This window comes from Gilliamella sp. B3892 (assembly GCF_026536305.1).
Lineage (GTDB): Bacteria > Pseudomonadota > Gammaproteobacteria > Enterobacterales > Orbaceae > Gilliamella.
In genome coordinates this window covers 547,314-562,428 of record NZ_JAFNOK010000001.1, presented here as the reverse complement: position 1 = coordinate 562,428, position 15,115 = coordinate 547,314, and the positions used below count along the sequence as shown (strand labels likewise).

Below are 15,115 nucleotides of genomic sequence, written 5' to 3'. Positions count from 1 at the left end.
CATCACTAGTTGATATTACGTGTAACACTCACCACGTCTTGTTGTAGTGAGAGTTTTCGCATCAGTTCATTAAGTTGTTGAGCATTTTTGACTTCAATTTGCAAAATGATTGTGTAAATTTGCCGATCTTTCTCTTCAGTATTAAGCCATTGCAGATGCGCTTTTTCGTCATTAATAATGGACAGTATATGACCTAATGAACCTTGATTATTTAAGATATCTACCCAAATTTCAGCAACAAAAAATTGCTCGATATTTGGCGCCCATTTTAAGCTAATGTACTTTTCCGGGTTATTTTGATAGCCAGTGATATTACGACAAGATTCGTGGTGCACCGTTAATCCTTTTTCGGGACTAACATGACCGATTATCGGATCGTTCGGAATAGGATGACAACATTTAGAGAATGTCACTAACACCCCTTCACTGCCGGTGATAACTAAGGTTTTATTTGAATCTGAGTCATTGTGCAAAAGCTCTTTATGCTCTAAACCTTTGGCAATGAAATGGCTCATAATATTACCTAAGCCAATTTCCGCCAACACATCATCAAACGTTTGTAATTGCGCTAATTCAACAATACGAGATTTTTGCTTCTCTGAAAGCGATTCAATACCACCCGATTTGATTAACGAAAGATTGAGCAAACGTCGACCTAATTCGATCGCATCTTCACGTTTTAAGGTTTTTAAGGCTTGGCGAATACGTGAACGTGCTTTAGCGCTCACTACAAAGTTAAGCCAATTGGCATTTGGTCGCCCTTCCGGCGAGGTAATAATCTCAACTGTTTGCCCGTTGCTTAATGGTTGAGAAAGTGGATAAGGTTTGCGATCAACAACTGCGCCGATACATTGATAACCGATATCGGAGTGAACGGCATAGGCAAGATCTACCGGCGTCGCTCCTTCCGGTAATTGAACGATTCGTCCTTTAGGCGTAAAGACATAGATCTCTTTTGGGAACAGATCGGATTTGACATTTTCAATAAATTCAAATGAATTACCGACACTTTGTTGCAACTCTAACAGACTTTGCATCCAGCGTTGCGCTTTAATTTGGGCGGTGGTGTGGGTTAACTCATCGTTCTCATTATAAACCCAATGGGCAGCAACCCCCATTTCGGCCATTTGATCCATATCTTCGGTACGAATTTGTACTTCGACCGGTGTACCATGCGGACCGATTAATGAAGAGTGCAAAGATTGGTAGCCATTGGCTTTAGGTATGGCGATATAATCTTTAAAGCGATTGAGTCGAGGCTTATATAAATTGTGTACTAAGCCCAGCGCACGATAGCAAGCATCGACATCCTTCACCACAATCCGAAATATGTAGATATCCATAATGGAGTGAAAGTGTTGTTCACGAAGTTGCATTTTTTGGTAAATGGCATAGATATTTTTTTCCAGCCCTTCAACTTGTGCTTCAATGTTGGCTTCGGCTAATCGACCTGTGATTTCAGACAAGATCTGTTGGATTAACTCTTTTCGGGTGCCACGTGCCGCTTTAACAACCTTTTCCAGCACTTTGGCTCGATTAGGGTGCATGGCGGTAAAACCTAAGATCTCAAGCTCAGTTTTGATATGATGAATCCCTAAGCGATGCGCTAACGGCGCATAAATTTCCAACGTCTCTTTGGCAATACGACGGCGTTTATCCGGTCTTAATGCACCTAAAGTGCGCATGTTATGGGTTCGGTCGGCAAGCTTGATTAAAATGACACGAACATCTTCGGTCATGGCGAGTACCATTTTACGAAAATTTTCGGCTTGGGCTTCTTGTCGGTTACGAAATTTTAATTTATCAAGTTTTGAAACACCTTCAACCAATATGGCAACATGTTTTCCAAACTCTTTAGTAATATCTTGAAAGGTGACAGGCGTGTCTTCGATTGTATCGTGTAATAATGCGGCGATAATGGTTTCATAATCAAGCCGCATATCCGCTAAAATGGTTGCGACCGCAACCGGGTGCGTTATATAAGGTTCGCCACTACATCGGAATTGCCCTTCATGTGCTTTTTGAGCAAAGAGGTAGGCATTTTGAATAAGTTCAACTTGTTTAGCCGGAAGATAAGATGCCACAACCTCTTTTAAGCTATCAAAATATTGCATAGGCAATTCTCAGCAAAGCTTATTCGTACGAGGGAGTATTTTCTAAAAGAACTGACTCGTGAAGTGTTGAACGTACTTCAGCCTCTTCATCCTGACGCGCTTGGAAATCAGCAGTATCTAAAATCTGTTTATTAACAAGTCCATCTTCGATTTCACGTAAAGCAACCACGGTTTCTTTATCGTTTTCTTCGGGGATAAGGGGTGATTTATTTTCGACTTGCAATTGACGAGCACGGCGTGCCGCAACTAAAACGAGATCAAAGCGATTACCAATTTTTTCTACTGCATCTTGGACAGTTACACGTGCCATTTTTACCTCTAATATTTTTTACTTAATTGCTTCAATTGAAAGATCCAGTATTCTACTTAATTTTGTATGGAATTGTCCATACTAATCTTGTTTCGAATAACCAAAATCAGTGAGTAATAAAATCAGACAAAGCAGAATTAGCTAGTTGATTATGTCTAACCAAGCATTTTTTCCAACAATTTCGGGCATCTTTAATAGAAATCGACGCAAGCTATCTAAAGCGATTGCAGAAAATATCCGTTGCTCAACTGATCGATTGTATACTCGACCAGTATACTTTAAATTAAATGTGCATACCTGTTTTGCGGTTGCAATCATTAACATAAATTGACTGTTTTTTTCTCTAAAATTAACAATGCCTAATGCGATATCGGCCTGTTGTTGTTTTAAAGCTTGTAACAAATAACTTTCGGGATCTACTGTTAATATGGGGACAACTTCTGATTTAACAACTGGCGCATCCGATTGAAATAATTGGTAGCCAATCATGCCGGCCGACTGCTGTTCAATCACAATCAAGGTTTGATTGGTTTCATGCAACAGTTTTGCAACCACTTCAGCAAGACCGACCTCGCCATGCTCAGCCAATACGCCTTCATAAAGTAAATTGTCGGCAACAATCTGTTTGATTTGTGCCCATATTTGATCCATTTGGTTTTGCAGATGCTCAAAGCCGGTTAGCTTGATTTCAATAATCGGCATAGCGGCACGATAACCAACCACAATATTGGACGGAATATCGAGCTTTTGCTCGATTTCGCTGGCAAGGTCACTCTCTGTTCGTCCCATAGTAGTTAACCGATAGCACAGTGGCTTTTCTAAGATTGGAAATGTCGATTTTATCTGTGGCAAGATTGAAAGGCGCATCATCTCCTGAAATTCTCTCGGTACGCCGGGGGTAAAAAATACCTGACAACCATTAATTTGCATCTTAAACCCACAAGCGGTGCCAATCGGATTATCAATGACGCTCGCACTTTGCGGCAACATCGCCTGCTTTACGTTGCTAGCTGGCATGGTTTTGCCACGGCTTAAATAGTAATGTTCAATGTGCATTAACCACTGTTGATTGAGTTGCAACATCTCATTATTAGCGTTTGCAGCGGCTTGCGCTGTTAAATCATCGCTGGTTGGTCCCAGTCCGCCATTAACAATCAAGATATCATTACACAAAGTACGTTCTTGTAGTGTCTGGCTCAATTGATGCAAGTTATCGCCAACGGTATGACGAGCGGTGATCAAAATACCTTCGTGAAATAAAAAATCAGAAAGCCAAGCGGCATTGCTATCGAGGATTTGGCCGTATAAAACCTCATCACCGGTACTAAGCATTTCAATCCTAATACTATTTGTTCGCTGTTTCATAACATTCCTTAATCATGCATTGACAATCGGCAAAGTAATTTACTTAATCATCATCGATTTCATCTTCGGTCTTGTTTTCCATATGCTCTTTACTTTGGACTAATCGAACGGCGAAATAGAGATCATAAGCAAAATCCAGATAATGACTATCCGGTTTAATATTCATCTGTTTGAACCAGTTTTTCAACGTCTTTCGTCGGCCGGATAAGATTAATGTCACGTTTCGCACTTTCAATGATTTCACCAGCTCATCAATGCCGGATAATACGCTAACATCTTTATAGGTAAAACAAGGGATAGCATCGACTATAACATAATTAATCGGCTCTTCAGACTCGTCAATATAGCTAATAATTCTGCGTTTAAAATAAGCGATATTAAAATAGGTCAACGGCGAATTAAAACGATAAATAAGGGTGTTTTTTAACGGCTGTACATCTTGCCCGATTGAGTGAATTCGGCCGCTTTCATCCATACCTAATAGCTGATCTTTTGGTCTAAATACTCGGCGCAAAAATAAAAACAGCCCTAACAATACCGCTAACGCCATGCCAGGAATAATGCCAATAACTAACACCGAAATAAATGTTGTTAAACTCAGGTAAAACGCATCACGATCAAATTTAAAAAAGCGCTTTATAGTTTGAAAGTTAATTAGCGAAATCGAAGAGTAGATCAAAATCACACCTAAAACGCAAGTTGGGATATATTTTAAGGGGGATAAAAACAGTAACACCACAAGACCAATAATAATAGCGGCGATAATTGAAACCAGTTGCGTTTTACCGCCATTGGCATCGTTAACGGCTGTTCGGGAAGATGTGCCACTGACCACAAAACCTTGCGATAAACCGGCAGCAATATTGGCCATTCCTAATGCTTTAAATTCGACATCGGCATTGGTTTCATAATTATTTTTCGAGGCAAAACTACGCACGGTTATCATCATACTCACAAAACAGATAATAGCGATATTGAGTGACGGCACCACCAGATCCCGCATCAATCCTTTATCAAAATCAATCCAAGATTCCATTGGAATAAAATCACTGGTCACATCGCCGATTATGCGAACATTGTAACTGTCAAAGTTAAATAACCATGAAAGGAAAGTCATAATCACAACGGCAAAAAGTGGCGCCGGATAACGGGGTCTTATCCGTTTTAAGCCAACTAAAATCACTAAAGTTAAAAACGAGACGAACGTTGTTAACAGGTGAATTTGCGATATCTTAAATGGAAAATAGACAACTCGCTCAATCAAATAGGAATAATCGTAGCGAAAACCTAACGCCTTAGCCAACTGATCCACCATTATGGTAATTGAGATACCATTTAACAGACCAATTAAGATAGGTTGACTAAGTAAATCCGCCAATGCGCCAAGATGAAGTTTGCCGGCAATGATGCACCAAATACCGATCATAATGGTCAGTATTACCACAAGTTGCCAACGCAATATTGGGTCATTGGCGGCTAAAGGAAACACAACGGCAGCGACCACAGCACACGTTGCAGTATCGGGACCAACAATTAATTGTCGGGACGATCCAAAAAGCGCATATACAATTAGCGGTAAAATGGTTGAGTATAATCCGGCAATCGCCCCGACTCCCGTCAGCTCAGCATAAGCGATAGAAACCGGTAACGAGACAGCTGCCACTGATAAACCGGCTTTAACATCATTTCCAAAATAATGACGTTTATAGTGCAACATCGTAGCAAGTCCGGGCATCCATATTAATATTTTTTGCCATATTGATTTGTTGGTCGCTTTTTCCATGATGATCCCTACTTTCCGGCTATGCTCATATTATCTATCAAAATAGAACCACATTTAATGCTACTTCGGGTTTCAATATCATTGCCGATTGCAACGATATGTTGATACATATCACGCAGATTGCCAGCAACGGTAATTTCGTTGACCGGATATTGGATTTGGCCGTTTTCGACCCAAAAACCGCTGGCACCTCGTGAGTAATCGCCTGTCACATTATTTACCCCTTGCCCCATTAACGAAGTTATGAGCAAGCCTCTATCTAATTTTCTCAACATCGCCTGAAAATCGGCATCAGTTTGGCTCGGCGAGACAAACCAGTTATGAATACCCCCAGCGTGCCCGGTAGTGGCTAAACCCAGCTTACGAGCTGAATAGTTACCTAATAGGTAAGTTTGTAATACACCGTCTTGAATAATATTACGCTCAACGGTTTTCGTCCCTTCACTATCAAACGGTGATGAACCAACACCTTTTAACACATGGGGATCTTCAAAAATAGTGAGCCATGAAGGAAAAATCTGCTTGCCAACGCTATCTAGCAAAAAAGAGGATTTACGATAGATAGCACCACCACTTATTGCACCGCACAGATGCCGGATAAGCCCAACAGCGACTTCAGCAGCAAAAAGCACCGGCACTTGCATGGTCGCAATCTGTTTGGCACCTAAATGCGATACGGTGCGCTCTGCCGCTTGCTCACCCACCCATTTCGCCGACTCGAGTAGATCGAGGTCACGTGATGAGGTATAAGCGTAATTTCGCTCCATTTGCCCATTTTGCTCGGCAATGACCGAACAAGATAATGAGTGAGAGCTAGTGCAATAGCCCTCAAGCATCCCCAAACTATTACCATAAACATACACCCCATATCGGCTGCTAAAATAACCGCCGTCACTACTGACTAAATTAGAGTGATTCAGCGCCATTTGTTCCGCTAAGGTTGCTTGTTCTATCGCTTTATCAACATTTAAATCACTTGGGTAAAAAAGATCTAAATCCGGCGCATTAAACGCCAATGACTCAACATCACCCAAACCTGAACAAGGATCGGGTGAGGTGTATTGCATAATATTAATTGCCATATCAATGGTTTGTGATATCGCTTGCGCCGTAAGATCGTTGGTTGAGGCGCTGCCTTTTCGTTGGTTTTGATAAACGGTAATGCCTAAAGCGCCGTCGCTATTAAATTCGACATTTTCAGCTTCGCCTGACCGAGTACTCACATTAATGCCGGTAGCTTGATTAATTGACACTTCAACCGAATCAACTCTGGATTTAGCTTGTTTAATTGCATCAGCTACCACATTAGATAAATGCTCTTTTTGCTTGATAGCTTGTTTTTTTATTTGATCAATACTCATTTCATTATTTTCTACAATTCTGCTAGTGATACGTTATAATAAGCCAGAATTGAATTTTAGTTAACAAAAGAAATCATATGAACAACAATCAAGAGACAAATTTTGATCCAGACTGTGCTGATGAGGAAATTATTTACGTGAGTAAAAGCGAAATAAAAAGAGACGCTGAGGCACTTAAAAAATTGGGTATTGAACTGATCAATCTGAGCAAAAATGAAATTGCCAAAATTCCACTCGATGAAGATCTCCTTTGCGCTATTGAGTTAGCCCAAAAAATCAAAAAAGAGGGATACCGAAGACAAGTTCAATACATTGGTAAACTTTTGCGAAGCCGTGATATCGAACCCATTACACAGGCACTCGATAAACTGAAGAATCGTCACAATCAACAAGTTGCCATGCTGCATAAACTTGAAAAGTTGCGTGATGATCTGATTCAAACCGGTGATGCCGAAACGATTATAGGTCTATTCCCCTCAGCTGATAGACAACAGTTACGCACATTTGCCCGTTTAGCAAAAAAAGAGTTAGAAGCGAACAAACCACCTAAAACAGCGAGACAGATTTTTCAATACCTAAAAGAATTGAGCGACGCAGAATAAATTTTATACTGTGTGCTTATTACTAATCATTAATCAATATTTATTAACAAATCAAAGATAGAGGATACAATAATGGGACTTTTAAATGTACCAGCAGGTAAAGAATTACCAGATGATATTTATGTTGTGATCGAAATTCCGGCCAACGCTGACCCGATCAAATACGAAGTTGATAAAGACACCGGTGCTGTTTTTGTTGACCGTTTTATGGCAACAGCTATGTTTTACCCATGTAACTACGGTTATATCAATCACACATTATCACTAGACGGCGATCCTGTTGACGTATTAGTTCCGACTCCTTACCCATTACAACCAGGTTCAGTGATTCGTTGTCGACCTGTAGGCGTATTAAAAATGACTGACGAAGCAGGTAGTGACGCTAAATTAGTTGCTGTTCCACACACCAAACTTTCAAAAGAATATGATCACATCAAAGATGTTGATGATTTACCGGAATTATTAAAATCGCAAATCAAACACTTCTTTGAGCAATACAAAGCGCTTGAAAAAGGTAAATGGGTTAAAGTCGACGGTTGGGATAATGCCGATGCAGCTCGTAAAGAGATTATTGAGTCTTACGAAAGAGCCAAAAATAAATAACCCTTATTTTTGACAAAAAAGTAAACGTTTTGATAAAGCCATAAAAAATTTTTTATGGCTTTTTTATTTTTGAACTTATTTTGACTTTCGAAATAACTTAAAAATCTCAACGATACAACAATTTGCCTTAAATCAAAATACCATGGTTTATACAAAAATTTTATAAAAAACTTCACCCTAACATGAAAAATTTGTCATTAATTTCTTGCTTTCGATTATAAATTATGCGGTAATAGTAATGGGCGAACAACACAAAGCATTATTATGAAAACGATTAACTACTGTAATTTACATTTTGTACATTATTTTAGGTAAGAATTTGACTATTAATCTTGTGTTACAGCCTACACGAGCCGAAAAGGCAAATTATTAATTATTGTTAGGATGTCTAGTAAATGAATAAGAAAACAGGCCAAGTAAAATGGTTTAACGAAAGTAAAGGTTTCGGTTTTATTACCCCAGCCGATGGTAGCAAAGACGTATTTGTTCACTTCTCAGCTATCTCTGGCGATGGATTTAAAACCTTAGCCGAAGGACAACAAGTCGAATTTGCGATCCAAGATAGCCCTCGAGGACCAGCAGCGGCTGAAGTTGTTGTTATCTAATTAGTATTAATATACTAAGCAAAAAACGTCCATTTTACTCAAATGGACGTTTTTTTATGCCGATAAATTACTTATTTATCAGAAATAAAAAAAGCGACCATAAAGGTCACTTTTTTTAATAATCTAAATTACTGTTAATTATTTAGCAACAACAGCAATTAAATCTAATACTTTGTTTGAGTAGCCAACTTCGTTGTCATACCATGCAACAAGTTTAACGAAAGTATCGCTGATTTGGATACCAGCAGTTGCATCAAATACAGAAGTACAAACTTCACCTAAGAAGTCAGTTGATACAACGGCATCTTCAGTGTAACCAAGAACGCCTTTCATTGGGCCTTCAGAAGCGGCTTTAATCACTTTACAGATATCTTCGTATTTAGCAGGTTTTGCTAAACGAGCTGTTAAGTCAACAACAGAAACGTCTGGAGTTGGTACACGGAAAGCCATACCCGTTAATTTACCGTTTAATTCAGGGATAACTTTACCTACAGCTTTAGCCGCACCAGTTGATGAAGGGATGATGTTTTGAGCAGCACCACGACCACCACGCCAATCTTTGTGAGAAGGACCGTCAACAGTTTTTTGAGTAGCTGTTGTTGCGTGAACAGTTGTCATTAAACCTTCAACAATACCGAAGTTATCGTTGATAACTTTAGCTAAAGGCGCTAAACAGTTAGTTGTACATGAAGCGTTAGATACGATATCTTGACCAGCGTAATCTTTATCATTAACACCCATTACAAACATTGGGGTACTATCTTTTGAAGGACCAGTTAAAACAACTTTTTTAGCACCCGCTTGAATGTGTTTACGTGCAGTTGCGTCATCAAGGAATAAACCTGTAGCTTCAGCAACAACATCAACACCAACTTCGTTCCATTTTAAATTTGCAGGATCTCTTTCAGCAGTAACACGGATTGTTTTACCGTTAACGACTAATTTGCCATCTTTAACTTCAACTGTACCGTCAAAACGACCGTGAGTTGAATCATATTTAAGCATATAAGCCATGTACTCAACGTCTAATAAATCATTGATAGCAACGATTTCGATGTCAGAACGTTGTTGTGCAGCACGGAATACAATACGACCAATACGGCCAAAACCATTAATACCTACTTTGATTGTCATAACAATTACCTTCTTTATTTGTGTTAAATGATAAAATAATTAGCAGTTAAACTACCAAATTTTTAAGGTTTATTCAAGCTGATTCAGAATAATTGGTAAGAATAAATTAAACAGAAAATTATCTTAATAATCATACGATATAGGTTACTGATATTTTAGATAAGATTGCGATTGGATTGGACAATAACTATGATAATTCTTAACGAAATTGCGCGATTTTAATTCATCATAATCAGACAACTTAACATCCCCTACCCGACTATGAGATAGTCAGGCTAATTTGTAATATTCATCTACATAAACTTGCCTTTTTAGGTTTAAATAAATTTTGCCAATTCAAATTGTTATTAATCGCTGACACTCAATTCAACGATATAAAAAGATTAAACCGTCATGCTTTAAGCTATATATAAGATATATTCGCCACGCATAATCAACCAGATAAAAGCGAAAGTTAAGATAATGGCAGTTATTATCACCATAACACCATTAGATTTGATAAGTTAAGAGCGTTTGAAAGAGCCTTTAATGATCTTTTGCTTACCCTTAGGCGATTACAATCAACAATCCCACAAGCTTCAATTTATGGGATTGTATTTAAAATAATTGTTGTGAAGTGATTATATCGAAGAAAGTCTGTCAACAAATCGACTTAAAAACTGTCTAACATCCGCACCTTGTTCACTCTCTGCTTCGTATTTTAATGTTGATTTAGATTTCGATTCACCCTCAGAGGAGTTACGATATTTGCTTGGCACATTTCCCGAATAGATATAATCGGTTTTTGTAGAAATTGCCTCACTACTAAATCGACTGGAATAATTAATATCACCACTTATATCAACTCGAGTGGTTATAGAATATTTCTTAGCATAGGTTATGGTCTTTAAATTGAAATGTTGCTCTTTATAAACCGGCACTTTAACCTTATTACCTTTATCATCGGTTTTTTCGGTCATTCGCTCTACGTACCTTTCTGTTTTAGCTTCATTGGTTTCATACGGTTTCATATGAATATAGTCAGATGTGGCATTAATATCTATGATGACATTAGCTTGAGAACTACGATCAACAAAGTATATATAATCCTCTTTAAAAACTTGTTTTACCCAATAAAGATAGTCGGAATCTTTAACATACACATTAACACGTCCCTGTAATTTACAACGACTCGCTCTAGCACTGGCATCACGATATTGGCCAAAATGTTGATACGCTAAATTGGCAGCCTCATAATTTTTAGCCGCTTCACGATAAGTCTCTCGTTTATAGGCTGTTTTTTCCAGTAGCGACGCTCTTTCATAGTACTCTTTTGCTAACGCAGTAACATGTTTTCTTTTATTATCCTCATAGAGTTTATAACTATCTTTATATTCGCCTAATGGCTTATAAACCTCCCAAGCTTTAAGATATTCTAAGGATGCTTCATTATAATTTCCTTGTTGCGAAAACGTTTTACCTAAATCATAGTGATGTTTTGCTTCAATATCCAATTGTTGCTTTTTAGCATTTTTATATAAAGTAAAAATATCTTTGTATTTATACCGTTCTGACCCTTTTAAATATAGGTTAGCTTTTAATTTGTAACTGTCACTATCGGTACCTTTTATCGAATTACCATAATCGTAATACTCTTTAGCGATAAGTTGATCTAATTTACTCGCTGCATATTTATCGTTAAAGAAAGCGACGGTTTGACTATAAAATCGATTAACTAACAATAAATTAATTTTTCTTAAAGATTCATAACTATCAATACGTGCTTGATAATCGGTACTCACACTACTATTAATGATTGTTTCGTAATGTGCCATTACATTACTAACCAAAACGCGTAACTTTTCGGCACTTTCATCATTAAATTTTGCTTCACCTTTTTCATTAATGTTCGATGTTAATAAACTAATACTTTCTACATATTGCCCTTGTTGGTAAGCTTTATCAGCCGTACGAACATGACAAGCGTTTAAACAAAATACTAACAAAATCGCTAAAACTATCCGCATATTAATTCCTTTCAAATTTAATTAATTATCAATCAAACATTTAGACTAGAAATCGTTTGATTGAGCGATTGTATGAAATCACACCCCGTTGTTTTTTTCATTTAATGCTAAATTTTTAAAGTGGAATTATGGATTAGGGGGATATGTGGTTTCGTATATAAATGAATTAAGAATAAATAAAGGATTTTCTGCGCAATAACATGATGTTTTGCGATATTGGCATAAGTTATATTAACTATACATCATTTGATGTAAAAAGAAATATCTTAATAATTTTAACCAGATATTTTTGACATTAAAAAATTTCTATTTATTTAGTTATGCTTAATCAATTGTATGAACAGCGCAATGCAAGATAGTTAATGCCAAATAGGAATAAAATTTTACCATTCTCTCCACATTTAATTTCCACTATAACTCGCTACTCCAAAATCCTGTAAATGCCATCTACCACAAATTAGCCTCTATTGAATAACAATAATCTGTTATAATAATCTGATTACTATATAATTTATTGAATGATAGCGCTTAGTGGCTTTTGGTTATTGTTATTACTAGAAGTAAGCGTAATTACACTATTGTTAATCAGATAATTATCTTTATTTAATTCATTGAAAATAAAAGTTGAAATATCACCATGATCGATCAAGAAAATTTAACCGACCACACGCCAATGATGCGGCAATACCTTAGACTCAAAGCGGAAAATCCTGATATTTTGCTGTTTTATCGAATGGGTGATTTTTATGAGATGTTTTATGATGATGCTAAGCGTGCTTCGCAGTTGTTAGATATCTCGTTGACTAAACGTGGTTCGTCCAATGGTCAGCCTATTCCTATGGCGGGTGTTCCTTATCATGCGGTTGAAAGTTATCTTGCTAAACTTATTTCACTCGGCGAGTCGGTTGCCATTTGTGAGCAAATTGGTGATCCGGCGACGTCGAAAGGTCCGGTTGAACGCAAAATTGTGCGTATTGTTACGCCAGGCACCGTAAGTGATGAATTGCTTCTTGAAGATCGTAAAGATAATCTGCTGGCTGCCATTTGGCAAAAACAAGCGCATTACGGCTATGCCACGCTGGATATTAGTTCGGGGCGATTTTTTATTTTTGAATGTGATAATCTTGAAGCGATGCAAGCGGAGTTACAGCGCACAAGTCCGGTTGAGTTACTTTATCCAGAAGATTTCGCCACCATGTCTTTAATCGAAAATCGAACGGGGTTAAGGCGTCGTCCGATTTGGGACTTTGATCTTGAGACCGCTAAACAGCAACTCAATTTGCAGTTTGGTACAAATGATTTGATCGGTTTTGGCGTTAATGATTGCTGTTATGCCCTTTGTGCGGCGGGTTGTTTACTTCAATATGTTAAAGATACCCAACGCACTGCCCTGCCGCATATTCGTTCTATTATTAAAGAGTCTGCCCTTGATTTTGTGGTGCTTGATGCTGCAACGCGTCGTAATCTTGAAATCACCGAAAATCTTTCCGGTGGTACCCAACATACTGTTGCCGACATTCTGGATAAAACCCAAACGCCAATGGGTAGCCGGATGCTTAAGCGTTGGCTTCATTCGCCTATTCGTAATGTCACGATTTTAGAAAATCGCCAAACTGCAATTAGTCAATTGCAAGATGATTTTGATCAGATTCAACCGGTATTGAAGCAAATTGGCGATCTTGAACGTATTTTAGCTAGACTGGCTTTGCGCACTGCTCGCCCTCGTGACTTTGCCCGCTTGCGAGATGCTTACAATCTTTTGCCAGAATTACAAGCATTGCTGTCTCATCATAGCTCACCTTATGTTGTTGCTTTGCGCGCCAAAATTAATCAGTTTGATCAAATTGCCGATTTATTAAATCGAGCAGTTGTCGATGCGCCGCCGGTTATTATTCGGGACGGTGGTGTGATTGCCAGTGGTTACAGTGCAGAGCTCGACGAGTTACGAGCGCTTGCTGACGGGGCAACTAACTATCTTGAACAATTAGAGATTCGAGAACGTGAAACGCTAGGCATTGATACCCTAAAAGTAGGATTTAATGCGGTGCATGGTTACTATATCCAAATTAGTCGAGGACAAAGCCACTTAGCGCCGATCCATTATACTCGCCGGCAAACACTGAAAAATGTTGAGCGTTATATTATTCCCGAACTCAAAGAGTATGAAGATAAAGTATTAACCTCAAAAGGGCGTGCCCTAGCGCTGGAAAAACAGCTTTATGAACAGCTTTTTGATCAGTTAATGCCCGATCTTGCCAAGATGCAAATGAGCGCCGATGCGTTGGCCGAACTCGATGTGCTAACCAATTTAGCCGAAAGAGCGTTAACACTCAATTATCATCGTCCAACGATTTCGGATAAAACCGGAATTGAGATCAATCAGGGTCGCCATGTGGTTATTGAGCAGGTGATACAAAATCCTTTTATAGCTAACTCACTAACGCTGTCACCCGATAGAAGACTGTTAATTATTACCGGTCCGAATATGGGCGGTAAAAGTACCTATATGCGACAAGCAGCATTAATTGTTCTGCTCACTTATATTGGTAGTTTTGTGCCAGCATCAAAAGCAGTAATCGGGCCAGTGGATCGAATTTTTACCCGTATTGGAGCGTCAGATGATTTAGCCTCCGGACGTTCAACGTTTATGGTTGAAATGACCGAAACCGCCAATATTATGCACAACGCAACTAAGCAGAGTTTAGTGTTAATGGATGAGATTGGACGAGGCACATCGACCTATGACGGTCTGTCATTAGCTTGGGCATGTGCTGAAAATCTGGCTAACGAAATCAAAGCCATGACACTATTTGCCACCCACTACTTTGAGTTAACCCAACTGCCGGAACATATGCAAGGCGTATACAATATCCATTTTGATGCCATTGAACATGACAATACCGTCGCTTTTATTCACGAAGTGTCCGAAGGCGCTGCCAGTAAAAGTTTTGGTCTTGCGGTTGCCGGATTAGCCGGCGTGCCTAAAGTGATATTAAAACGAGCGAAGCAGAAGTTGAAAGAGTTAGAAATGATTTCCAAACAAACGGCGCATAGTCATGTTGATCAATCTCAACTCTCTTTTGTCACCGAACCGGAATCGTCAGAAGTTGAACTAGCGCTGGCAAAAATCGATCCGGATGCGTTGTCCCCTAAACAAGCCTTAGAGATTTTATATCAACTTAAAAAGTTACTTTAAACACTTTACCTTGATTAAACCTTTATCAAGGTAGAA

11 protein-coding genes are annotated in these 15,115 nt (G+C 38.6%); 4 read left to right on the top strand and 7 right to left on the bottom strand.

Going from position 1 to position 15,115, the window contains the following annotated elements; genetic code table 11:
- Window positions 1-5: 5 nt before the first annotated feature.
- The 5 genes from spoT to pmbA all read right to left on the bottom strand — a co-directional run bounded on the left by spoT (window position 6) and on the right by pmbA (window position 6,933).
- Window positions 6-2,114, bottom strand: a complete 2,109-nt coding sequence (spoT, locus tag J3U74_RS02445; RefSeq protein ID WP_267328989.1) for a bifunctional GTP diphosphokinase/guanosine-3',5'-bis pyrophosphate 3'-pyrophosphohydrolase — start codon at window positions 2,112-2,114, stop codon at window positions 6-8.
- A gap of 19 nt (window positions 2,115-2,133) precedes the next feature.
- A complete protein-coding gene (rpoZ, locus tag J3U74_RS02440; RefSeq protein WP_220217708.1) occupies window positions 2,134-2,424 on the bottom strand; it encodes a DNA-directed RNA polymerase subunit omega in 291 nt (96 codons plus the stop codon).
- A gap of 141 nt (window positions 2,425-2,565) precedes the next feature.
- Window positions 2,566-3,789: a CinA family nicotinamide mononucleotide deamidase-related protein gene (locus J3U74_RS02435; protein WP_267328990.1), complete on the bottom strand. Its 1,224-nt coding sequence runs from the start codon at window positions 3,787-3,789 to the stop codon at window positions 2,566-2,568.
- 43 nt (window positions 3,790-3,832) lie between these two features.
- Window positions 3,833-5,572, bottom strand: a complete 1,740-nt coding sequence (locus J3U74_RS02430; RefSeq protein ID WP_220217710.1) for a SulP family inorganic anion transporter — start codon at window positions 5,570-5,572, stop codon at window positions 3,833-3,835.
- Between the two features lie 8 nt (window positions 5,573-5,580).
- Window positions 5,581-6,933, bottom strand: coding sequence for a metalloprotease PmbA (gene pmbA / locus J3U74_RS02425; RefSeq protein WP_267328991.1), 1,353 nt, complete (start codon window positions 6,931-6,933; stop codon window positions 5,581-5,583).
- A gap of 77 nt (window positions 6,934-7,010) precedes the next feature.
- Between pmbA and yjgA the strand changes: the two genes are divergently transcribed.
- The 3 genes from yjgA to J3U74_RS02410 all read left to right on the top strand — a co-directional run bounded on the left by yjgA (window position 7,011) and on the right by J3U74_RS02410 (window position 8,743).
- Window positions 7,011-7,535, top strand: coding sequence for a ribosome biogenesis factor YjgA (gene yjgA / locus J3U74_RS02420; protein WP_267328992.1), 525 nt, complete (start codon window positions 7,011-7,013; stop codon window positions 7,533-7,535).
- A 72-nt stretch (window positions 7,536-7,607) separates the two neighbouring features.
- Window positions 7,608-8,138 (top strand): inorganic diphosphatase, encoded by a 531-nt coding sequence (ppa, locus tag J3U74_RS02415; protein WP_220217713.1) that lies wholly within the window; start codon window positions 7,608-7,610, stop codon window positions 8,136-8,138.
- Window positions 8,139-8,533: 395 nt separating this feature from the next.
- Entirely contained in the window at window positions 8,534-8,743 is a 210-nt protein-coding gene (locus J3U74_RS02410; protein ID WP_025315032.1) for a cold shock domain-containing protein, read from the top strand.
- 138 nt (window positions 8,744-8,881) lie between these two features.
- Here J3U74_RS02410 and gapA read toward each other — a convergent pair whose 3' ends face one another.
- Together gapA and J3U74_RS02400 are read right to left on the bottom strand one after the other, a co-directional pair.
- Window positions 8,882-9,877 (bottom strand): glyceraldehyde-3-phosphate dehydrogenase, encoded by a 996-nt coding sequence (gene gapA / locus J3U74_RS02405; protein ID WP_220217714.1) that lies wholly within the window; start codon window positions 9,875-9,877, stop codon window positions 8,882-8,884.
- A gap of 620 nt (window positions 9,878-10,497) precedes the next feature.
- Window positions 10,498-11,883, bottom strand: coding sequence for a hypothetical protein (locus tag J3U74_RS02400; protein ID WP_267328993.1), 1,386 nt, complete (start codon window positions 11,881-11,883; stop codon window positions 10,498-10,500).
- Between the two features lie 637 nt (window positions 11,884-12,520).
- Here J3U74_RS02400 and mutS point away from each other — a divergent pair.
- On the top strand, window positions 12,521-15,079 hold the full coding sequence (mutS, locus tag J3U74_RS02395) for a DNA mismatch repair protein MutS (protein ID WP_267328994.1): 2,559 nt from the start codon (window positions 12,521-12,523) through the stop codon (window positions 15,077-15,079).
- Window positions 15,080-15,115: the final 36 nt, after the last annotated feature.

Excerpts from the sequence above, each read along its gene's own strand:
- spoT (WP_267328989.1), bottom strand. The coding sequence starts at position 2,114 with ATGCAATATTTTGATAGCTTAAAAGAGGTTGTGGCATCTTATCTTCCG.
- rpoZ (WP_220217708.1), bottom strand. The coding sequence starts at position 2,424 with ATGGCACGTGTAACTGTCCAAGATGCAGTAGAAAAAATTGGTAATCGC.
- J3U74_RS02435 (WP_267328990.1), bottom strand. The coding sequence starts at position 3,789 with ATGAAACAGCGAACAAATAGTATTAGGATTGAAATGCTTAGTACCGGT.
- J3U74_RS02430 (WP_220217710.1), bottom strand. The coding sequence starts at position 5,572 with ATGGAAAAAGCGACCAACAAATCAATATGGCAAAAAATATTAATATGG.
- pmbA (WP_267328991.1), bottom strand. The coding sequence starts at position 6,933 with ATGAGTATTGATCAAATAAAAAAACAAGCTATCAAGCAAAAAGAGCAT.
- yjgA (WP_267328992.1), top strand. The coding sequence starts at position 7,011 with ATGAACAACAATCAAGAGACAAATTTTGATCCAGACTGTGCTGATGAG.
- ppa (WP_220217713.1), top strand. The coding sequence starts at position 7,608 with ATGGGACTTTTAAATGTACCAGCAGGTAAAGAATTACCAGATGATATT.
- J3U74_RS02410 (WP_025315032.1), top strand. The coding sequence starts at position 8,534 with ATGAATAAGAAAACAGGCCAAGTAAAATGGTTTAACGAAAGTAAAGGT.
- gapA (WP_220217714.1), bottom strand. The coding sequence starts at position 9,877 with ATGACAATCAAAGTAGGTATTAATGGTTTTGGCCGTATTGGTCGTATT.
- J3U74_RS02400 (WP_267328993.1), bottom strand. The coding sequence starts at position 11,883 with ATGCGGATAGTTTTAGCGATTTTGTTAGTATTTTGTTTAAACGCTTGT.
- mutS (WP_267328994.1), top strand. The coding sequence starts at position 12,521 with ATGATCGATCAAGAAAATTTAACCGACCACACGCCAATGATGCGGCAA.